This is a genomic window from Sulfitobacter sp. SK011 (genome assembly GCF_003352065.1).
Lineage (GTDB): Bacteria > Pseudomonadota > Alphaproteobacteria > Rhodobacterales > Rhodobacteraceae > Sulfitobacter.
In genome coordinates, this window is sequence record NZ_CP025803.1 from 1323437 (window position 1) to 1344282 (window position 20846).

The window sequence follows — 20846 nt, forward strand, 5'->3', positions numbered from 1 at the left end:
TCACATCACATTGCGCAGGCGCATCATTGCGGCACGATATTTCTCGGCTATCTCAGGGCGCGCAATGTGCTGCCCATGCTTTACCACGTGGCGTCCAGCAGCCCAGACATCGCTGACTTTGGCGTCTGTCCCCGCAAAAATCCAGGTGTCCAGAATGCTGTCGCCTTGCCGCCCGATAAAATCTGTTGCGTCGCCGTTCAATGCCAGCAGGTCGGCCCATTGCCCCACCTTGATGTCACCACACGCGCGCCCCGCCGCCTGTGCGCCACCCTGACCGGTCCCGTCAAAAAGTACCCGGCCAGTAGATTTATTCGCAGTCGCCATAACGGCCCGATTATGTGTCATCAACCGTTGGGAATATTCCAACGTTCGCAACTCTTCGTTCAGTGAAATCAAGATGTTGCTGTCAGAACCGATGCCCCATTTGCCCGCTGCTTCGCCCCAGATCACGCCGTTGAAAATGCCATCCCCCAGCGAGCTTTCAGTGATTGGACAAAGCCCCGCGACCGCCCCGGTTTGCGCCAGACCGCGCGTTTCCTTGTCGGTCATTTGGGTGCAATGGATCAGGCACCAGCGGGCATCGATATCCAGATGCTCCAGCGCCCAAGTGACAGGTCGTGCGCCATAAGCCGCCTCAACCTCATCGACCTCGGCCATCTGTTCGGCCAAATGCATGTGGATCGGCCCCTGAAAAGCCTGAAGATGCTTTAATGCGTCCGGCGTCACAGCACGCAAAGAATGCGGGGCGACGCCCAGACGCGCATCGGCAGGCATGTTGGCAATCAGGTGCCCGGCGGCCTGCATCACGGTCATATAGCTGTCCATGTCGTTGCCAAACCTGATCTGACCTGCCCCCAATGCGCGCCCATCAACGCCGCCCTGTTGATACAGCACCGGCAACAAGGTCAGGCCAATACCGGTCTGATCCGCCGCTGCACAGATGCGCGCAGACATTTCCGCCGGATCGTCATAAGCCGCGCCGTCGGGTTGGTGATGCAAATAATGAAATTCGACCGATGCCGCATAGCCCGCTTCGAGCATTTCCATTTGAACCTGTGCGGTGATCGCCTGCACATCCTCGGGCGTCAGTTGATCCAGAAAACGGAACATCAGCTGTCGCCAACTCCAAAAACTGTCTGTCTTGTCTGCCCCGCGGCGTTCGGTCAGCCCCGCCATCGCACGTTGAAAGGCATGGCTGTGCAGGTTGGTGGGGGCCGGCAGCAGAATGTCGACACTCATATCCGCCGCTTCGCCCGTGAGCGACGAAATCCGGCCATCCGACAAGGTCAAAGTGACGTCATCTGCCCAGCCATCCGGGAGCAGCACGTGTTTGGCATGTAATGTGGTCATGGATTCCTCTTGACGTAATGGCAGGGATTCTGAATATGTATAGACATAATCAGATTCTCTCGATCAGATAAAGGAAAAATTGATGCCGCAGATCCTGAGCAATGCGACGCTGGCCACGATGGTTGGCGCAGATTACGGTCTGATCGCACAGGGTTCAGTGGTGATGGATCAAGGTCAAATCATCTGGGCGGGGGCAGACATGCCCGCGCAATATGCCGATATGCCTGTTGAGGACATGCAGGGCCGTTTGATCACCCCGGCACTAATTGATTGCCACACCCATCTGGTCCACGGCGGCAACCGCGCGCGTGAATTTGAAATGCGCCTGCAAGGGGCAAGCTATGCCGATGTGGCGCGGGCGGGGGGTGGTATTGTGGCGACCGTGACAGCCACAAGGCAGGCGGATGAACAGGCGTTGATTGCCAGCGCATTGCCCCGATTGGACGCGCTCATTGCTGAAGGGGTGACCACGGTTGAGGTGAAATCCGGCTATGGTCTGGACCTTGAAACAGAGCTGCGGATGCTGCGTGCCGCACGCGCGCTTGCCAGACTGCGGCCAGTCCGTATTGTGACCAGCTTTCTGGGCGCGCACGCGGTGCCGAAAGCGTTTGAGGGTAATGCGGATGAGTACATCGACACCGTTTGTATCCCGACATTGCGCGCCGCACATGCAGAAGGGCTGGTTGATGCCGTTGATGGATTTTGTGAGGGTATCGCATTTGATATCAAACAGATAGAGCGCGTATTTAAAGCATCACATGAACTTAACCTGCCCGTCAAACTGCATGCCGAGCAGCTTTCAAATACAGGCGGTACACAGCTTGCCGCGCGCTATGGTGCACTGTCTGTCGATCATGTTGAATATGCAGATGAGCAAGATGCGCGCGCTCTGGCCAAGGCTGATACCGCCGCTGTTCTTCTGCCCGGTGCTTACTATACGCTGCACGAGACCCAAGCGCCGCCGGTGGATGCTTTCCGTGCTGCAGGTGTGGATATGGCGCTGGCCACAGACTGCAATCCCGGCTCATCGCCGATGGCTTCTGTGCTCTTGGCGATGAACATGGGCTGCACCTTGTTTCGCCTGACCCCAGAAGAGGCCTTGCGTGGGGTCACCCAACATGCGGCCAAGGCGCTGGGGCTGAAAGACTGCGGACAAATCGCTGCGGGCCTGCGCTCGGATCTATGCGTCTGGGATATCGCGCACCCGGCTGAACTGGCTTATCGCATTGGGTTTAACCCCCTGCACAAACGGTATTTTGGAGGGCTGTCATGATCTTGACACCGGGGGCCGTGCGCCTTGATACACTTGAGAAAATCTGGCGCGGCAGCGATCCCATCGAATTGGACCGTGCTGCAAAACCCGCCGTTGAAAAAGCCGCCGCACTGGTGGCCCGTGCGTCCGCAGGTACGGATGCCGTCTATGGGGTGAACACCGGATTTGGCAAACTGGCGAGCCGCAAGATCGCGCCGCAAGACACCGAAACCCTGCAACGCAACCTGATTTTGTCGCACTGTTGTGGCGTCGGGGATGCGCTGTCGGGGCCGCTGACGCGGCTGATGATGGTGCTAAAACTCATGTCGCTGGGGCGCGGTGCGTCTGGGGTACGGTGGGAAATTTGTGCGCTGATCGAGGACATGTTGAACGCAGATTGCCTGCCGGTGATCCCGGCGCAGGGGTCTGTGGGCGCGTCCGGTGATCTGGCCCCGTTGGCCCATATGGCCGCTGCAATGATCGGGTCCGGTCGGGCGGTTTATGGCGGCACTGAAATGGACGGCGCTGCGGCGCTGGCCAAGGCCGGTCTGACGCCAGTGGTCTTGGGTCCCAAAGAGGGGCTTGCGCTGATCAACGGGACGCAGTTTTCGACCGCAAACGCGCTGGCCGGGCTTTTTGAGGCGCAAAATGCTGTCGAAAATTCGATGGTGATTGCGGCGCTGAGCACGGATGCAATCATGGGCTCCACCGCGCCGCTGGTGGCAGATATCCATGCCTTTCGCGGGCATGCAGGTCAGATCGACGTGGCCGCCGAGATGCGTGCGCTGATGGACGGGTCGCAGATACGCGAAAGCCACATGGAGGGCGACACGCGTGTGCAGGACCCCTATTGCATCCGCTGTCAGCCACAGGTCGTGGGGGCCGCTTGGGACGTGATCCGGCAAGCAGGCCGCACATTGGAGATTGAGGCAAATGCCGTCACAGATAACCCGCTGGTTCTGGTGGACGAGGGGCTGATCGTTTCAGGGGGCAATTTTCACGCAGAACCGGTTGGATTTGCCGCAGACATGATTGCCTTGGCAATTGCCGAGATTGGTGCGATCGGCCAGCGTCGCGTGGCATTGATGGTGGATCCAACGCTGAGCTACGATTTGCCACCATTTCTGACGCCTGATCCGGGGCTGAATTCGGGCTTTATGATTGCCGAAGTGACCACTGCCGCGCTGATGAGCGAAAACAAACACCTGGCGAACCCTTGCGTGACCGACAGCACACCCACCTCCGCCAATCAGGAAGATCATGTCAGCATGGCGGCACATGGGGCGTTTCGCCTTGCCCGGATGAACCGCAATCTGGCGGTCATTCAAGCCGTCGAGGCGATGTGCGCGGCCCAAGGCATAGAGACGCGCGCACCGCTGACGACATCACCGCGACTGCAAGCGGTGATTGATCGGTTGCGCAAGGACATCGCCACATTGGGCAAAGATCGCTATCTCGCGCCGGATATCGAACGTGCGACGCTGCTGGTGAGGTCCGGCGCATTGGTGGAGGCGGCACAATGATCGAGGTCGTACAGGGGGGCGACCCAATTGTTCTGGGCCTGCCGCATACCGGCACCGATGTGCCGGAGGATATCTGGGAAAAGCTCAACGAAACGGGTCGCGCGCTTGCCGATACGGACTGGCATATCGACCGTCTTTACAACGGCCTGGGTCACGATGTTACGACCGTGCGCACGCCGATCCATCGCTATGTCATCGACGTCAATCGGGGCCCGGATGATGCAAGTCTTTATCCCGGCCAGAATACCACGGGCCTATGCCCGCTCACCGATTTTGACGGAGAAGCGATTTACTCTGAGGGTCAGGAACCTGACGCAGCCGAAGTTGCACGGCGCAAAGAGGTCTTTCACACCCCATATCACACTGCCTTATCCACAGAACTGGCGCGCGTTAAGGCGAAACACGGGATGGCGATCCTGTATGATTGCCACTCAATTCGGTCAGTTATCCCCTATTTGTTTGCCGATACCTTACCAGATTTCAACATTGGTACGAATGCGTCCACAAGTTGTTCACTTTCGGTGGAAAGATCCGTGTCTACCCGGTGCAGGGCCGCACAGGCCTATTCTTCCGTCTTGAATGGCCGGTTCAAGGGCGGATGGACAACGCGCCACTATGGTCAACCTACTGAAAATATTCACGCAATTCAGATGGAACTGGCACAATCCACCTATATGGATGAAAGCCCCCCCTGGCGATGGCGCAGTGACAAAGCTGAGCGGCTCAGACCGATTTTATACAAGATTCTCAATGACCTGACCGACCTCGTTCATGAAAGGCAAATCCGATGACCAATCCCCGCCACAACACCCGCGACATCTTTCCTGCGACGGGTAACAAGCTCATTGCGAAAAGTTGGATGACCGAAGCCCCAATGCGGATGCTGATGAACAATCTGCACCCGGATGTCGCTGAAAACCCTCATGAATTGGTGGTTTATGGCGGCATTGGGCGCGCCGCGCGCACGTGGAAGGATTTCGACCAGATTGTCGCCGCTCTGACCGATCTGGAGGGCGATGAGACGCTGTTGGTGCAGTCAGGTAAGCCTGTGGGCGTGTTCAAAACCCATGAAAATGCACCTAGGGTATTGATTGCAAACAGCAATCTGGTGCCGCACTGGGCCAATTGGGATCACTTTAACGAACTCGATAAACGTGGGCTTGCGATGTACGGCCAGATGACTGCGGGATCGTGGATTTACATTGGAACTCAAGGCATTGTGCAGGGAACTTACGAAACCTTTGTCGAGGCTGGGCGGCAGCATTACGATGGCGATTTGACCGGAAAATGGATCCTGACCGGGGGTCTTGGCGGCATGGGCGGCGCACAGCCTTTGGCGGCCGTCATGGCCGGTGCTTGCTGTCTGGCGGTGGAATGTAACCCTGATTCAATCGACTTTCGACTGCGGACGAAATACCTCGATGAAAAGGCCGAGACGCTGGACGAAGCACTGGCGATGATCGAAAAATGGACAGCGGCGGGCGAGGCCAAGTCGGTTGGCTTGCTGGGCAACGCCGCGGATGTTTTTCCTGAGCTGGCGGCACGCATGGGAAATGGCGGCATCCGCCCCGACATGGTGACGGACCAGACATCGGCGCATGACCCCCTGAACGGCTATCTGCCCCAAGGCTGGACGATGGGCCAGTGGCGCGCCAAGCGCGAGAGCGATCCCAAAGCGGTGGAGAAGGCGGCCCGCGCGTCGATGAAAACCCACGTCGCTGCAATGGTCGAGTTTTGGAACGCAGGTGTGCCGACGCTGGATTATGGCAACAACATCCGACAGGTGGCGCTGGATGAGGGCCTGGAAAACGCTTTTGCGTTCCCCGGATTTGTACCGGCCTATATTCGTCCGCTCTTTTGCCGGGGCGTAGGCCCGTTCCGCTGGGCGGCGCTGTCTGGCGACCCGGAGGACATTTACAAGACCGACCAAAAAGTCAAAGAACTGATCCCCGATGACGCGCATCTGCACAAATGGCTCGATATGGCGCGCGAAAGGATCAGTTTTCAGGGGCTACCTGCTCGGATTTGCTGGGTGGGATTGGGCCTGCGCGACAAACTGGGACTGGCCTTCAACGAAATGGTCCGCACCGGCGAACTTAGCGCTCCGATCGTTATCGGTCGGGACCATCTGGATTCCGGCTCCGTGGCCAGCCCGAACCGCGAAACCGAAGCCATGAAAGACGGCAGCGATGCGGTCAGCGACTGGCCGCTGCTGAATGCACTGTTGAACACCGCGTCGGGGGCCACATGGGTCTCGCTGCACCATGGTGGCGGCGTTGGCATGGGGTTCAGCCAGCATTCGGGCATGGTGATCTGTTGTGATGGAACCGAAGAAGCCGACAAACGGATCGCACGGGTGCTGTGGAATGACCCGGCAACCGGCGTGATGCGGCACGCGGACGCGGGGTATGATATCGCCCTTGATTGTGCGCGTGAAAACGGGCTGAATTTGCCGGGTATTTTGGGGTAGTTAAATGTTTCTGAACAATGCGTGGTATGTGGCGGCGTGGGACCACGAAATTGGCCGTGACCTGACACAAATCACCGTTTTGGGCCGAAACGTCTGCATCTTCCGCACCCAAGGCGGCGATATTGTTGCCCTTGATGATGCCTGCCCGCATCGCAAGTTGCCGCTTAGCATGGGTCGGATCAAAGGTGACACTGTCGAATGCGGCTATCATGGGCTGACGTTTGATTGCGTTGGCCAGTGTGTCTGGGCACCCGGCGGACGGATCCCGTCAGAGGCGCGTGTACATGCCTATCCCACCCATGAGAAATACGGGCTGGTCTGGATATGGATGGGCAATCCGGTGCTGGCCGATCCAGAGGAAATCTTTGAGATCGCCAACTGGGGTGATCCGGCCTGGGGCATCAATCGCGGTGAAGCGATGGAGCTGGACTGCAATTATCTGCTGATGTGTGACAACCTGCTGGATCCAACCCATGTGGCCTGGGTCCATGGCAGCAGCTTTGGTCAGGCAGCCACCAAAGACACGCCACTGCGGGTGACAAAGACTGATCAAGGCGTCATCGTGCATCGCTGGATGCTGGATGTGGAACCGGCCCCTTTTTATAAAAAGGTCATTGCGTTCAAGGGCAATTGCGACCGCTTGCAACATTACGAGGTGCGCTATCCCAGTCACGCATTGATCCGCGCTGTGTTCACCCCGGCGGGTACCGGCGGGCCGGATGGGCCGCTGGATGCCGATACCTTTATCATGGACAGCTATAATTTCATGACACCGACCACGGCCGGAAAAACCCGCTACTATTGGTTCCAGCTGCGCAATATTCGGCCCAATGACGCAGCGCTCAGCCAGATGATGAGCGAAGATGTGCAGCACGCATTTGAAGAAGACCGCGCGGTGTTGAATGCCGTTCAAAAAGGCATGAGCACCAAGACCAGCCCGCACATCGACCTGCCAATCGACGGTGGCCAATTGCGGTTTCGACGCCAGCTGGAGGCGATGATCGCCGAAGAAGCTGCCGTCGATGCGGCGATGGCCAGGTGAACGGCACTGTCGCGCGGTAAAAACTTGGTCAGATTTCGGGCCGGTTCAAAGGTTTTTTACTTTCCAGGTCCCCGAACGAGATATGATTGCGATCAGAAAAATCCTGCCGCGTTTTGCAGACAAAGATCGCCAGAATCCTATGATTTCTTTAACGGAATCAGTCTAACTCGGTCCCTTGCCGCTCATCTTGGGGAACCTAAATTTTGAGTGTCTGATGATCAGGAGGCAAGTTTCCGCCAACGCGGGTGCCATCAATTGCGCAAATTCAAGCCGCAACCTATGATTTTTATAATAAAATGTGACGCCGAGGGGGCTCGGTGCGGGTATGGTAACTGGGGATTTAAGAATTTCTTGATAAAGCAGAGTCTTGGCAATGCCGGGCGGTTGGTCCTTGCATCGTCAGGGCCCTCTTTTTGATTTTCCAAACCACAGATTAACGATTGCACGGTTACAGCATAAAGCCTCTTGGGCTCCACACTATCGACACATCATGGCCTAAATTCTATGGGAATTTCAGAACGTAATCTGAAACTAGACAGAGGATGACAAATGATCGGCGATGTCTGCAAAACCCACGGCCATCAAAGTCTTTGGCCGTTCGGCCGCTTTGCACGCCAGTCGTCGAACTCTGTCAGCCCAGAAAAGTCCGGTGTATTTTCGTCATTGACCCGTGAACTCAAAAAGAGTGTTGCGCGGGCAATTTTCGTTTTGGCTTCTTGGCTTTGCCTCATTAGTTTTTCACCTGCCTATGCGGCCGGCAACAACAGCCCGTTTCTTGTCCCGCAAAGTTCAATTTCTGCACCGGCCGGGTTTTCGGGCCTGTGTTCAAAGTACAGCTGGGTCTGTGCCTCTACTGGCCAGGCGCGGATAAGCGACGGGGCATTGCTTCGTTTGGCCAAGGACATCAACGACAAGGTAAACCGGCAAACCCCTACGATCGAAGACCGCGTGCAATACGGACGAGACGAACACTGGGCTTTACCGACTGCGCGTGGCGGTGATTGCGAGGACTTTGTCCTGCTCAAGAAGAAAACCCTGATCGAGCACGGCGTACCCTCATCAAACTTATTGATCGCGACAGTTCTCGATCGTCGCCTGCAAAGCCATGCAGTACTGGTCTTGCGCACGTCGAAGGGCGACTTGGTACTGGACAATCTGAACAAGAAAATCCGTCCGTGGAAGAAAACTGGCTACACTTTTCTGAAGTTGCAAAACCCCGCGTCGCTTGGCACCTGGCATGCAGTGCTGGCAGGCGGGGTCATTAATGAGAGCCCCACGGCGTCAAAATAACAGCCTGAAGATTTTGCACCGGATAATAATAAGATAGGAGGGAGCCATAGGTGGCTCCCTCCTATTTTCTTGGCATCTGTCAAAGACCCGGTCCCGAATGTATCTCAATCCACACAGGCCATCGATCCTGACCTGAGAAAGCGCTGTGACTTAGCAGTTGGATTGCCAATTATGGCCTCCGAACAAGGGTAAGGTGTCAGGTATTGCAGCGGTTAGCCGCGATCGTCCCGTTCTTCGCCGCCGCGCTTTTTACCACCGTGCTTCTTTTGACCATGTTCTTTACCGTCGCGCTCCTTATCACCACGCTCTTTACCGTCGCGCTCCTTTTCACCGTGCTCTTTACCGTCGCGCTCCTTTTCACCGCGCTCTTCACCGTCACGCTCCTTTTCACCGCGCTCTTCACCGTCACGCTCTTTTTCATCACGTTCTTCGCCGCCTTCGTCGCCACCGCCTTCGTTGTTGTCGCCACCGCCGTTGTTGCCACCGCCGCCGTTGTTGCCGCCGCCATCGTCACCTTTCGGTCCGGTGTCATCATTGCGAATTGACGTTATGTCGATGGATGCTGTGGGGGCGTCGGTCAAAGCCAAGGCGGCTTCAGGGCAGGACAAGAACATACGCTTCAAAATGTCTGCGAAATCAGGCCGCAATTTAACGCGCTGAACAAAGCTGGCTGGAAGCTGATCAAGTTCACACATGTTGTACTGCTGTTGCGCCTGAGAGGCATTCGGTGCGCTGCTGGCGAAGGCGACCAAACTTGCAATAGCGACTGTTGTTTTCAAAAATACTGAGTATTTCATGAATAGTTACTCCTTAAACTGGTTACTAAAAAATCGTTCTTAAATTTGGAACAACAACTCCAAACACTGTAAGCGAGGGTGAACCTTTGTATGTTAAAGTCAAGAATCCGGCTCATTTGCGCCTCATTGTTGACACAATGCCGAATTGATAGCGCCATTTATTCCGTATTGAGTATGATTACATTGATCCAGGCAATTCAAAGTAGAGTGCCTAAATTTAGTTAAACTTAGAGTTGGTAAGCCCATTTTCAGCAGACGAATCAGCAATCAGTACTCTTGAGGTCTGCAAATTTAATGTGACCCTGAGCTTTGCCATCGATCGTTCAGCATGGCCTGAAACCCGGCGTAATAGCTGGGATTCACTTGGCGTATCAGATGTCTTACAGCAACCTAAGATGAGCGTAAATTACTGAAATTATTATGAATTTATTGAATTTTACCAGTCATAGCACAACAGTTGAGCCTCCACTACTTCAGCATTTTGCTCTGTTAGATCAGAGGTCTTTTCGGATCACTGCTGCGATACAGCGAAGATCTTGATGCCTGCAATTAACCCGCCGAACGGTCAGCCTTGGGCAGCACTGCACTATCGATCGATTGCAACATCCAACCCGCCTGAAAGGGCTGGTCGCTGGATTGTATTTGGTCAGTCAACAAATTGTTTCTAACAAATTCGTCGACATAATTTTGCCACAAGTTAATCTTTACCGTGAAGCAACGCGACCGCACAGAAATCCCCATTTTCAAAATCATGGTGGCCTTCACGTGCGCGCGTTGCCTCACGAGACACAATGGAGCCAAGATAGGGCGGCCAATGGATTTCAACTGCCTAGGTTTCAGGCGCATCGCAACCACCCCAATTTGGTGCATCGCACCGCTGCGCCCCATATGTGACGCAGCACTCAACGCGGCAATCTGCCACTTGGTCTTTTCCTGACCGCTGAAAGGAAATCACCCAGCAATCGTCAGACAGCGGCGCACATGGACAAAAAGCTAAGGGGAATGAAGGCGCTAGAAACGACGAAACCCACGACAGGCGAAATGACGCCGCCTGAGAGAGTATCGAGGTGGGTTGCAGCGATGAACAGCGCGCCGCCAACAACACTCAACCGCCTGCATTGTATATAGATCGTTTGAAATAAGATCCGAGCCAAACGGGCGCGGCAAATGCGAGTGCGGCAAAATCGTACGGATTAGATTTTGCCCTGTCTTTCACTTTCCACGCGCTAAGTTATTGAAAGGAAATGGAGGCGAGTAGGAGAATCGAACTCCTGTACACGGATTTGCAATCCGCTGCGTAACCACTCCGCCAACTCGCCATCTGTGGTTGGCGCACTGCTATCCGATCATTGTGACGCCCGCAAGACCCAGCTTCGCGCGTCACAGGGCCTGGGCGCGTGTGAAAATGGTGACGGGCCGTTGATGCTTGGCGCGCGATGTGGCACATCTGTTCGTAACAGAATCTGAACGGATGAGTTTAGCTGATGACTGATTTCACAACCCGCCGCACAATGATGGTCGACACGCAGGTGCGTCCATCGGATGTTACCAAATTTCCGATCATTGATGCGATGTTAACCGTGTGTCGCGAAGACTTTGTGCCCGCGATGCAGCGCGAGGCGGCCTATATGGGTGAGAACCTTGATCTGGGATCAGGGCGGGTGCTGCTTGAACCACGCACATTGGCCAAGATGCTAGACGCATTGGCGGTCACAAATGACGAAATGGTGCTCGATATCGGATGTGCGATGGGATATTCGGCAGCCGTCATTGCGCATATGGCTGAGGCGGTGATTGCCGTTGAAGAAGACGAAACCATGGCTGCGGAAGCGGTTGAGGCATTGGCTGCGGCAGGCGCAGACAATGTCGTTGTTCATGTCGGACCTCTGAGTGACGGCGCGCCGCAGCACGGGCCATATGATGTGATCATCATTCAGGGTGGCGTTGCAGAAGTGCCAGACACAATCAAGGATCAGCTCAAGGATGGGGGCCGGATTGCCGCCCTCTTTATGCAAGGTGCATTGGGTGAAGTAAGGATTGGCTACAAGCGTGGCACACAGATCAGTTGGCGTGCTGCGTTTAATGCGGGCGCACCGGTTCTGGCAGGCTTTGAACGGCAGGTTGCGTTTCAACTTTAAGCGTCCGCTCACGCGGGATTACTGTTCCTAAATTCATGTAAAAAGGTGATGCCAGTTATGTCATTGACCAAAACTCTGAAGCGGGCCAGTCCCATCGTCGCGCTAAGTCTGGCGGTATTTGGTTTTGCTGTGCCACAAGTCGCCAAGGCTGATACCCTCGCCGATGCGCTGGTCGGTGCTTATACTCATTCGGGATTGCTGGAACAGAACCGTGCCTTGCTGCGTGCCGCCGACGAAGATGTGGCAATCGCGGGATCTACTTTGAAACCTGTGTTAAGTTGGTCGGCCGATCTGACGCAGAATTTTGGGAGAACGCGTGCTGGCGGGGCAGGGTTCTCTTCATCCGTGGATAATCTTTCTGCCACCATCGGCCTGATCGGTCAGCTGTTGCTTTTTGATTTTGGGGCCAGCCAGTACCGGATTGAAGCAGCCAAGGAAACGGTTTTGGCGACCCGTGGCACGCTGCTTGACATCGAACAGATCGTTCTTTTGCGGGCTGTCCGCGCCTATATGGGGGTGATTGAAGCATCGGAATTTGTGGCGCTGCGCAACAACAACCTGCGTCTGTTGACCCAGGAACTGCGGGCCGCACGGGACCGTTTTGATGTTGGCGAAGTCACGCGGACAGATGTTGCCCTGGCCGAAGCGCAACTGGCGCAGGCCCGCAGCGGTCTGGCTGGTGCCGAAGGTGATTACCTGCGCGCCATTGAAGAATACCGCAATGCCGTGGGCCGCAAGCCTGGTCGATTGAGCGCGCCACCGCGCTTGCCCGACGTGGGCGTTGACGTTGAGGGGGCCAAAGCTTTGGCCGTGCGCCGCCATCCGTTGTTGGCCGCAGCCCAGCATCAGGTCGCTGCAGCTGAACTGCTGATCAAGGCGGGCGAGGCGGATATGGAGCCAACTGTGTCGCTGACCGGGCGTTATGGGCTGACCGAGAACTTTGGAACCCCGAACTACAACCGTACTGGTTCGGTAGGACTAGAATTTAAGCAGACGATCTATGGCGGTGGACAACTGTCAGCGCAGGTGCGCAAAAGCATGGCGCAACGCGATGCTCAGCGTTCCAATTTGCATGTGGTGACCCATGATATTCGTCAGGACGTTGGCAACGCCTATGCCAGTCTGGCCTCGGCACGCGCGGTTTTGGAGGCATCTGAACGTCAAATTCGCGCCGCACGCATCGCCTTTCGCGGTGTTCGGGAAGAGGCGACATTGGGCGCGCGCACAACGCTGGACGTGCTGGATGCGGAACAATCGCTGCTTGATGCGGAATCAGCGCGGGTTTCGGCGCGTTCAAATCTATACGTCGCTGCCTACACGGTTTTGTCCGCGACAGGCCAGTTGACGGCACAGGATCTGAAATTACCGGTTCAGATCTACGATCCGGCGGCATATTATAATCTTGTAAAGGACAGTCCGGCAAAAAGATCCAGACAGGGTCAAAAACTGGATCGGGTGCTGCGCGCCCTACAAAAACAGTGACAATTTCTCGCGCCCCATTGTGAGAATCTCTGCATCGGGTTAAACTGGGAGTTGAGGAAAGAGTGGTAAAAAAATATGTCTAACCCCGTCACAAACGCCGAGGTAGAGGATGTTCTGTCGTCGATCCGCCGTCTGGTGTCCGAAGACAAGCGCCCTATCCAAATCCAAAACGCGGTACCGGCGAATGATCGTCTGGTGTTGACCCCTGCGCTGCGTGTCGCAGAGGAGTCCGATGATGAAAGCGACCTTGATGCGCTGGAATTTGAGGAAGACGATCTTGATGATCTGGCCGTTGAGGCCGAGCAAGACAGCGCTGAACAATTATCCGAGCAAGATGAAGAGATGGATCTTGACGATCCTGCCCATGATTACGAGGCCGATCCGTACAACTTTGCCGATGATGATGACGAAGACGGCGAAGGGGATCTGGAACTAGACTTTTCTGCATTGAAGATTGAGGACGAGGATAACGACAGACCGATTGATGCACCCGCAGCGGCCAAGACAGACACCAGCGATGCCGGGTCCGGCAAGGCAGCGGCGCTGAGCGCCAAGATAGAGGCGCTGGAAACGGCAATCGGCAAAATCTCGGACACCTGGGAGCCGGACGAACCCGGTTCAGACGAATATTCAGGTACTGAAGAACCCGCGATGGCATGGGAAGATGACGATGACCACGAAGAAATGGGCGCGTTGTTGGATGTTGAAGATAAAGAAGAAGATGAATACGACGATCACGATCACGATGACGAGGTCGACGCTTATCACGACGCAGATGAGAGCCAAGCCGCACCAATGCCCGCCACGCCTCAGGCTGAGCCTGAACCTCAGCCCGAACTTATGGCAGCGCAACCATCACAGGATGGCACCCACGAAGAAGACCGCTTTGCCTATGGCAACGATGATCAACTGATCGACGAAGAGGCGCTGCGCGATCTGGTCAGCGACATCGTGCGTGCAGAATTGCAAGGCGCTCTGGGGGAACGTATCACCCGCAATGTTCGCAAACTGGTGCGCCGCGAAATCCACCGCGCGTTGACGGCGCAAGAATTGGAATAACGGGGAAGAGGGGGGATGTGACTATCCTGCCAGCCTCCGGTCTTTTTCAGACGTCTCTGGCCAGTGATAACATCAAATCCACGTCGAAATAGCGTTCGACGTGCCGCGCCAATGCGTCGAGGGTGGCGTCAACTCCTGCTTCAAAGTTGAGCGTCGATGCTATGCCAAACTGTCCGAGATACGCGGCGCGAAATGCGTCCGAGCTAAACAGCCCGTGCATGTAACATCCCTGCACCCGGCCATCCGCGGTCGCGGCACCTTCCGGACGCCCCGCAAACTGCAACCAGGCACGGGCGCAATCAGGACCATTTGTTTCACCAATATGTATTTCATAACCGCTAAGGGTCGTGCCGCTTTCGGGGTGCTCACCAGTTTTGAGAGACAGATGTTTGATCGGTGCCATAACCGTATCAACCGCCAGATGCCCCAACCCCTGCACAGTCGTTGGCGGCCCTTCGATGCCATGCGGATCAGCAATGGTGCGCCCCAACATCTGATAGCCACCACACAGGCCCAAAACATGGCCGCCGCGCCGGATGTGGGCGGCCAGATCAATATCCCAGCCTTCTGCCCGAAACGCTGCAAGGTCCGCAATCGTGGCCTTGCTGCCGACCATCAACACCAGATCGGCGTCAGCAGGAAGCGGCGCGCCGGGCATGATCACCCGCAAATCAACCCCGGCTTCGGCTGCCAACGGATCCAGATCGTCAAAGTTTGAAATGCGTGGCAAACGTGGGACTGCAATGACCACACCTGCACCGCCCGACCGCGCCCGAGAGGGCAGATCCATCACATCCTCAGCAGGCAACCGGTGCGCTTCGTCAAACCACGGGATCACCCCAAGGCTCGGCCAGCCAGTGCGCTGCGCGATGTTGTCACGGCCCGCATCAAACAGGCTGCGATCGCCGCGAAATTTGTTCACGGCAAAGCCCTTGATCATCGCCGTGTCGGTTGCCTCCAGAACGGCCTGCGTGCCGACGATCTGCGCAATAACGCCGCCCCGGTCGATGTCACCCATCAGAATGACGGGCACGCCCGCCGCTGTGGCAAAACCCATGTTGGCAATGTCACCGCGCCGCAGATTGGTCTCGGCCGGGCTGCCTGCACCTTCAACGATGATCAAATCGCAGGTTTCGCCAAGACGGGCAAAAGACTCCAATACTGCTGGCATCAGTGCTGCCTTGTTTTTACCAAAGGCTGCTGCCTCCTGATGGCCCGCGATCTGGCCTTGCACGATGACCTGCGCGCCCGTGGCGCTTTGCGGTTTGAGCAGGATCGGGTTCATGTCTGTGTGCGGCTCCACCCCGGCGGCACGCGCCTGCAGGGCCTGCGCACGCCCAATCTCGCCTCCATCCGTGGTTACAGCTGCATTGTTAGACATGTTTTGCGGCTTGAAAGGGCGCACCCGCATGCCGCGCTGCACGCAAGCCCGGATCAGTCCGGCAACAATCATCGACTTGCCGACATTGCTGCCGGTGCCTTGTATCATGATCGCTTTTGTCATTTTGCGCACTCCGCAGCAGTTGCCCGCAAACTGGCGTAAATCGAGCCGCGGGAAAAGGGGCAGGTTGGTAAGGCTACATTATTCTTACAGCGCATAAAAAAAGCAGCCCGAGGGCTGCATTTTTTGTCACTCATGACGTGGTTACTACGCGGCTTCAGCCTGCTGCGCGGCATGGCGGCGCTCAGATTCTTCGCGCGAAAGTGCAACAGATGTACGCACACCTTTGCCCACAAAATCCATCAAACCGGACACAACCCGCTCGTTGGGGTCAATGCCAGCACAGCTCAACACTTCGCGACCATCGCGTGACCGGGCCCAGCGGGCGATCTGCTCTGGTCCGTTGCCATATTTCTTGTCGTCCGCGATTGCGTCATCCAACGCAGCCAGTACCACTGCTGCGAAAAGTTTACGTGCGCGATTGCCTTGCTCATTGTTAAAGGCGGTGCCATCAACGAAATCTTTCATCTCGTCGTCCTTTCTATTATTCTTGCTCTTGTCATCCCGGCGTGAAGCCCCTTATGACCCATATCGTCCGATTCGGATACCACTTTATCGCATAACTCCTATGCATCTGGCGCATGTCTTGCTGCGGGTGCAGCACGATATAGCGGTGACTTGCAGGGGGATATCCTACCAGATATAGGGTGCGTCGACATATCATCAAGTTCTTGCCAAGGTTTTGACACATGCCCAAAATTAACGGAAACGAGATCCGCCCCGGAAACGTTCTGGAACATAACGGCGGCCTATGGGCAGCGGTTAAGGTTGACCATGTAAAGCCGGGCAAGGGCGGTGCCTTTGCTCAGGTCGAGTTGCGCAATCTGCGCAACGGATCAAAACTGAACGAACGCTTCCGCAGCGCCGACAAAGTCGAAAAAGTCCGTTTAGAACAAAAAGATCAGCAGTTTTTGTATGAAGAAAACGGCAATCTGGTGGTGATGGACACGGACACCTATGAGCAGGTTCAACTGGCCTCAGAACTGCTTGGCGATGCCCGCCCGTTTCTGCAGGATGGCATGATGATCGTGGTGGAATACCACGAAGCAGAGGCTCTGAACGCCCGGCTGCCGCAAAAGGTGATCTGCAAGATCGTCGAGACTGAGCCGGTGGTCAAAGGCCAGACAGCAGCGAATTCGTTCAAACCGGCACTGCTTGATAACGGCGTGCGGGTGTCTGTGCCGCCATTTGTCGGGCAGGACGAAGACATCGTGGTCAACACTGAAACGATGGAATACGTCGAACGCGCCTAAACGTATGACGTGACGTCATAGCGATCTGAAGCAAAGCCCCGGCGCGATCCGGGGCTTTTTTGTGCGATTCGGGGGCCTGGGTGGTCAAAAATCATGCCGGCGGGATCCATGTCACCACGGCATCACCCGCGCGCATTGGACCAGTGGCCCGGTCAAATCGGAGATAGGCAAGCGCCAACCCCCCAGATTGCGTGAACAGCGTGCCAGCGGGCTTGTCGGCAGCCATGATTTCGGTGCCAATTGGCGCGTCCCCCGCGATGGAAACCTGAGCCAGACCTTTTCGCAGCTCGGTCTTGTGCTTCATCCGCGCTGTGACCTCTTGGCCGACATAACACCCTTTGCGAAAATCGACCCCATTCAGGCGCTCAAAGCCAACCTCCAGAATGAATGTGTCCGGTGTCAGTTCAATCCCCGTCTTTGGGATCATGTGCGTCACACGCAAGGCATCCCAGTTCACGTTGTTGTCGATCTGAGGGTCCACGCGGTAGGCCCGCCATCCCATCGCGTCAGTGCGCGGGTCTGCATATCCGTCCTCAGGCACTGGCCCCAGACCACGGTGCAGGTGCAGGTCCGTTGCGGCGATTTCAACCGATGCTCTGAGCTTATACATGTTCAACCGCTGAAGCAGCATATCGGCCAGGCTGTCGGCGACATCCAAGAGCACGCCATCGCCGTCCTTTGCGACAAAGAAATCAGCAAAAAACTTGCCCTGCGGGGTCAGGATCGCCGCATAGATTGGCCCTTGGGAAAGTTTTTTCACATCATTGGTGATCAGACCTTGCAGGAAGTCCAATGTGTCGTCGCCAGTCAGGCGCAGGATGCGGCGTTGGGTCATCTTTTATGTCCTTTGACAGTTGATCATGACATATAGCCATCACTCGCAATTCTAAAGGGCCAAGCATGCGCGCGCCGATATCTGTGATCATTCCGACCCTGAACGCCGTTGATACGCTGCCCGATTGTCTGGCCGCGCTGATGGAAGGGCTGGATGCGGGGTTGATCCGGGAATTGATTGTCAGTGATGGCGGATCAACAGATGCTACAGGTGCGACTGCGCTGGCATGGGGGGCAGAGGTGATCCATGGTGCCGCGTCAAGAGGCGGGCAGTTGCAGCGTGGATGTGCTGCGGCCAAAGCGGATTGGCTGATGGTGGTGCACGCTGACACCATGCTGTCGCCCGGATGGGCAAAGATCGTGGCGGCACATTTAGGCACGGCCAAGGCCGGGTGGTTCAAATTGGCGTTTGATCAGGGCGGAATACCCGGGAACCTGGTCGCCGGATGGGCCAACCTGCGCAGTCGATTTGGCCTTCCCTTTGGCGATCAGGGTTTGATCCTGCCCCGCACACTCTATGAGGAGGTGGGTGGCTACAAAGATCAGCCGCTGATGGAGGATGTCGCACTTGCGCGGGCGCTTAAGGGGCAGCTTGTTGGCCTGCCGGTCTGCGCGGTCACCAGCGCGGCAAAGTATCAAAGTCAGGGCTGGATGCGGCGCGGTGGGCGCAATCTGTGGACATTAGGGCGGTATTTTTTCGGCACGTCGCCAGAAGTACTGGCGCAAAGCTACCGTCGCCAGCGGTGATCATGCGGACGCGCCGCAGGCGCGATGACATTCCGGGCGCTTGAGGCTTGGCTGAGCCCTGTAATGGTCAGTTTGCTACAGGATGTCAGGTCGGATCGGTATTTAAGAAAGGGTGAAGGGGAGAACGGTGTCTACCCAAACAAAGCCTGTCCCAATCGTTGCAGGATGTTTGGTTCGCTGACATCTTCGCCACGTTCCTTGGCCCGCAAAGCCCGCAACCCCCGTGCATCGCTGACGGTTTTGCCATCCTGGAATTGGAGGCGGTAGAGGTCGGCATAGATGCCGCCGCGTTGCAGAAGTTCTTCGTGCGTGCCTTGGTCGCGAACCTGGCCCCGGTCCATCACAATGATCTTGTCGGCGCTGCGAATGGTCGCCAGACGGTGCGCAATGACGATTGTGGTGCGCCCTGCGGACAGCTGGTCCAGCGCGTCCTGCACGACCTGTTCTGATTGCGCATCAAGCGCGCTGGTGGCTTCATCCAGCAGCAGGATCGGCGTGTCACGAAGCAGCGCGCGGGCGATCACGACGCGCTGTCTTTGGCCACCGGAAAGGGCAGAGCCGCGCGGACCGACGCGCGTGTCCAGACCATTTTCAAGGTTGGGCAGGAAATCTGCGACATGGGCGGCTTTCAGGACGGCCTGCAATGCGTCATCGCTGACATCCGTGCGGCCCAACACGATGTTTTCCCGCAAGGTTTCGTCAAACAGCAATGCCTCTTGGGTCACCACTGAAAACAGGCCACGCAATTCGGATATCGCCATGTCGGAGGTCGCGACACCGCCGATGGTGACACTGCCTGCCTGCGGGTCGATGAGCCGGGTCAACACATTGAAAATCGTGGACTTGCCAGCGCCGGATGCCCCGACGAGCGCGGTCGTCTCACCTGCTGCAGCGCTGAGGCTGATGTCGTCAAGCACCTTGACCTCACCATAGGCCAGATCCACATTTCTAAGCTCAACATCGGGTTGGCCCGTGGGGACGGGGACCGGGTTTGCCGGTTCTTTCAATCGTATGGGGGCATCCATCAGTTCCTTGATCCGCTCAAGGGCGGCCGCTGCGACCTGCCACAGACCGCTCACGCCGCCCAGCCGGCGCAGTGGGCTAAATGCAAAGCCCATGGCGGTGAAGAAGGTCATGAATTGCCCGATGGTTTTGTTGCCCGAGATAATCTCGGAGCCGCCATAGAGAATAACGGCCATGAACCCCACACCGGACATGATATCGATCATGCCTGGAATGGCGGAATTGCCAAAGGCCGCGCGCACTTCGGTGCGGATGAAGGTGCGGGTCAGGTCATTGTACTGGCGCGCCTGATAGCTTTCGAGCGCGTTCAGTTTGATCTGAACAATGCCGTGGAACACTTCGTCCAGCCGGGTGGCCAGATTGGCCCCCAAATCACGCGCTTCGCGCGAGCGTTCGCGCACAAAGCGTTGCGCAATTGCGGCCGGCAGGACCATGACCGGAATGCCCACGCACGCCAGCAGCGCCCAGATCGGATCAATGGAAATGGCAACGCCCAAAAGCACGATCAGACCGATAAAGTCGCGACCGGCTCCGGTGATGATCGCACGCCAGACATCGCCAACCGCGTTTACATCAGATTGAACCCGCTGGATCAGGAAACCCGGGGGATGGGATTGGTGAAACGCACCGTCCTGCCGCATCATTTGGCCAAGCAGTTCTATGCGCATGTCGGCGGCGGTGCGTTGTGCGATCCGGGTCAGCAGCACTTTCTGCGCCACGCCCGCAATGGCGCGCAGCACGAATATCCCAAGCAGGATCAGGCCAACCCATTTGAGCGCATCTTGTTTACCGGCAACAAATACCTGATCGAACATCGGTTCCATCAGACGCGCCAATGCGCCCAGGGTGCTGCCTTCGATGATCATGAAAAACACGGCCGCACCCATCAACCACAGATGTTTTTTCAGGTAATCGCGCCAGAGCCAGCGCAGCAATTGCCCAGACGTATAGGTTTGGTTATTCATCTGCGGCCACATTCCTTTTGGGCAGTGCAGTCACAGGTTTACGAAACGTGGGCGGGCAGGGCAAGCATGCGGGGGTGCCAATCGTGTTGACGCTGCATTCCGCACAGATAAGGTGCAGGA

Annotated in this window: 17 protein-coding genes and 1 tRNA gene; 11 read left to right on the forward strand and 7 right to left on the reverse strand. The window is 56.6% G+C overall.

The window, feature by feature from the left end; genetic code table 11:
* Positions 1 to 1350 (reverse strand): formimidoylglutamate deiminase, encoded by a 1350-nt coding sequence (locus C1J02_RS06510; RefSeq protein WP_114877852.1) that lies wholly within the window; start codon positions 1348 to 1350, stop codon positions 1 to 3.
* 82 nt (positions 1351 to 1432) lie between these two features.
* On the opposite strand from C1J02_RS06510, the gene hutI reads away from it, so the two are divergent.
* The 6 genes from hutI (at position 1433) to C1J02_RS06540 (ending at position 8927) form a co-directional block, all read left to right on the forward strand.
* Positions 1433 to 2623 carry an imidazolonepropionase gene (gene hutI, locus C1J02_RS06515; protein ID WP_114877853.1) on the forward strand — a complete coding sequence of 397 codons (1191 nt, stop codon included), beginning with the start codon at positions 1433 to 1435 and terminating at the stop codon, positions 2621 to 2623.
* Positions 2620 to 4125: a histidine ammonia-lyase gene (gene hutH, locus C1J02_RS06520; protein WP_114877854.1), complete on the forward strand. Its 1506-nt coding sequence runs from the start codon at positions 2620 to 2622 to the stop codon at positions 4123 to 4125. The genes hutI and hutH overlap by 4 nt, the downstream gene beginning before the upstream one ends.
* Positions 4122 to 4916, forward strand: coding sequence for an N-formylglutamate deformylase (hutG, locus tag C1J02_RS06525; protein ID WP_114877855.1), 795 nt, complete (start codon positions 4122 to 4124; stop codon positions 4914 to 4916). The genes hutH and hutG overlap by 4 nt, the downstream gene beginning before the upstream one ends.
* A complete protein-coding gene (gene hutU / locus C1J02_RS06530) occupies positions 4913 to 6595 on the forward strand; it encodes a urocanate hydratase (protein ID WP_114877856.1) in 1683 nt (560 codons plus the stop codon). The genes hutG and hutU overlap by 4 nt, the downstream gene beginning before the upstream one ends.
* 4 nt (positions 6596 to 6599) lie before the next feature.
* Complete coding sequence (locus C1J02_RS06535; RefSeq protein ID WP_114877857.1) at positions 6600 to 7637, forward strand: aromatic ring-hydroxylating dioxygenase subunit alpha; 1038 nt, start codon at positions 6600 to 6602, stop codon at positions 7635 to 7637.
* Positions 7638 to 8186: 549 nt separating this feature from the next.
* Positions 8187 to 8927 carry a transglutaminase-like cysteine peptidase gene (locus C1J02_RS06540; protein WP_114877858.1) on the forward strand — a complete coding sequence of 247 codons (741 nt, stop codon included), beginning with the start codon at positions 8187 to 8189 and terminating at the stop codon, positions 8925 to 8927.
* Between the two features lie 212 nt (positions 8928 to 9139).
* On the opposite strand, the gene C1J02_RS06545 is transcribed toward C1J02_RS06540, so the two are convergent.
* Entirely contained in the window at positions 9140 to 9724 is a 585-nt protein-coding gene (locus C1J02_RS06545; protein WP_114877859.1) for a hypothetical protein, read from the reverse strand.
* A gap of 1245 nt (positions 9725 to 10969) precedes the next feature.
* Positions 10970 to 11043: transfer RNA gene (locus C1J02_RS06555), tRNA-Cys, on the reverse strand.
* A 165-nt stretch (positions 11044 to 11208) separates the two neighbouring features.
* Here C1J02_RS06555 and C1J02_RS06560 point away from each other — a divergent pair.
* The 3 genes from C1J02_RS06560 (at position 11209) to C1J02_RS06570 (ending at position 14403) form a co-directional block, all read left to right on the forward strand.
* Positions 11209 to 11862, forward strand: coding sequence for a protein-L-isoaspartate O-methyltransferase (locus C1J02_RS06560; RefSeq protein WP_114877861.1), 654 nt, complete (start codon positions 11209 to 11211; stop codon positions 11860 to 11862).
* Between the two features lie 48 nt (positions 11863 to 11910).
* Positions 11911 to 13344 (forward strand): TolC family outer membrane protein, encoded by a 1434-nt coding sequence (locus tag C1J02_RS06565; protein WP_114877862.1) that lies wholly within the window; start codon positions 11911 to 11913, stop codon positions 13342 to 13344.
* Between the two features lie 75 nt (positions 13345 to 13419).
* Entirely contained in the window at positions 13420 to 14403 is a 984-nt protein-coding gene (locus C1J02_RS06570; RefSeq protein ID WP_114877863.1) for a hypothetical protein, read from the forward strand.
* 46 nt (positions 14404 to 14449) lie between these two features.
* Here C1J02_RS06570 and C1J02_RS06575 read toward each other — a convergent pair whose 3' ends face one another.
* Positions 14450 to 15907, reverse strand: coding sequence for a cobyric acid synthase (locus C1J02_RS06575; protein WP_114877864.1), 1458 nt, complete (start codon positions 15905 to 15907; stop codon positions 14450 to 14452).
* Between the two features lie 144 nt (positions 15908 to 16051).
* Positions 16052 to 16372 carry a DUF6280 family protein gene (locus C1J02_RS06580; protein WP_093915679.1) on the reverse strand — a complete coding sequence of 107 codons (321 nt, stop codon included), beginning with the start codon at positions 16370 to 16372 and terminating at the stop codon, positions 16052 to 16054.
* A gap of 221 nt (positions 16373 to 16593) precedes the next feature.
* On the opposite strand from C1J02_RS06580, the gene efp reads away from it, so the two are divergent.
* A complete protein-coding gene (efp, locus tag C1J02_RS06585) occupies positions 16594 to 17157 on the forward strand; it encodes an elongation factor P (protein ID WP_114877865.1) in 564 nt (187 codons plus the stop codon).
* A 91-nt stretch (positions 17158 to 17248) separates the two neighbouring features.
* Here efp and C1J02_RS06590 read toward each other — a convergent pair whose 3' ends face one another.
* On the reverse strand, positions 17249 to 17992 hold the full coding sequence (locus tag C1J02_RS06590; protein ID WP_114877866.1) for a folate-binding protein YgfZ: 744 nt from the start codon (positions 17990 to 17992) through the stop codon (positions 17249 to 17251).
* 65 nt (positions 17993 to 18057) lie between these two features.
* Between C1J02_RS06590 and C1J02_RS06595 the strand changes: the two genes are divergently transcribed.
* A complete protein-coding gene (locus C1J02_RS06595; protein WP_114877867.1) occupies positions 18058 to 18738 on the forward strand; it encodes a TIGR04283 family arsenosugar biosynthesis glycosyltransferase in 681 nt (226 codons plus the stop codon).
* Between the two features lie 131 nt (positions 18739 to 18869).
* On the opposite strand, the gene C1J02_RS06600 is transcribed toward C1J02_RS06595, so the two are convergent.
* Positions 18870 to 20726 (reverse strand): ABC transporter ATP-binding protein, encoded by a 1857-nt coding sequence (locus tag C1J02_RS06600; protein WP_114880422.1) that lies wholly within the window; start codon positions 20724 to 20726, stop codon positions 18870 to 18872.
* Positions 20727 to 20846 lie beyond the last annotated feature (120 nt).

Coding starts and splice junctions, on each gene's coding strand:
- C1J02_RS06540 (WP_114877858.1), top strand. CDS start 8,187: ATGATCGGCGATGTCTGCAAAACCCACGGCCATCAAAGTCTTTGGCCG.
- C1J02_RS06545 (WP_114877859.1), bottom strand. CDS start 9,724: ATGAAATACTCAGTATTTTTGAAAACAACAGTCGCTATTGCAAGTTTG.
- efp (WP_114877865.1), top strand. CDS start 16,594: ATGCCCAAAATTAACGGAAACGAGATCCGCCCCGGAAACGTTCTGGAA.
- C1J02_RS06560 (WP_114877861.1), top strand. CDS start 11,209: ATGACTGATTTCACAACCCGCCGCACAATGATGGTCGACACGCAGGTG.
- C1J02_RS06600 (WP_114880422.1), bottom strand. CDS start 20,726: ATGAATAACCAAACCTATACGTCTGGGCAATTGCTGCGCTGGCTCTGG.
- hutI (WP_114877853.1), top strand. CDS start 1,433: ATGCCGCAGATCCTGAGCAATGCGACGCTGGCCACGATGGTTGGCGCA.
- C1J02_RS06570 (WP_114877863.1), top strand. CDS start 13,420: ATGTCTAACCCCGTCACAAACGCCGAGGTAGAGGATGTTCTGTCGTCG.
- hutU (WP_114877856.1), top strand. CDS start 4,913: ATGACCAATCCCCGCCACAACACCCGCGACATCTTTCCTGCGACGGGT.
- C1J02_RS06590 (WP_114877866.1), bottom strand. CDS start 17,992: ATGACCCAACGCCGCATCCTGCGCCTGACTGGCGACGACACATTGGAC.
- C1J02_RS06510 (WP_114877852.1), bottom strand. CDS start 1,350: ATGACCACATTACATGCCAAACACGTGCTGCTCCCGGATGGCTGGGCA.
- C1J02_RS06565 (WP_114877862.1), top strand. CDS start 11,911: ATGCCAGTTATGTCATTGACCAAAACTCTGAAGCGGGCCAGTCCCATC.
- C1J02_RS06535 (WP_114877857.1), top strand. CDS start 6,600: ATGTTTCTGAACAATGCGTGGTATGTGGCGGCGTGGGACCACGAAATT.
- C1J02_RS06575 (WP_114877864.1), bottom strand. CDS start 15,907: ATGACAAAAGCGATCATGATACAAGGCACCGGCAGCAATGTCGGCAAG.
- hutH (WP_114877854.1), top strand. CDS start 2,620: ATGATCTTGACACCGGGGGCCGTGCGCCTTGATACACTTGAGAAAATC.
- C1J02_RS06595 (WP_114877867.1), top strand. CDS start 18,058: ATGCGCGCGCCGATATCTGTGATCATTCCGACCCTGAACGCCGTTGAT.
- C1J02_RS06580 (WP_093915679.1), bottom strand. CDS start 16,372: ATGAAAGATTTCGTTGATGGCACCGCCTTTAACAATGAGCAAGGCAAT.
- hutG (WP_114877855.1), top strand. CDS start 4,122: ATGATCGAGGTCGTACAGGGGGGCGACCCAATTGTTCTGGGCCTGCCG.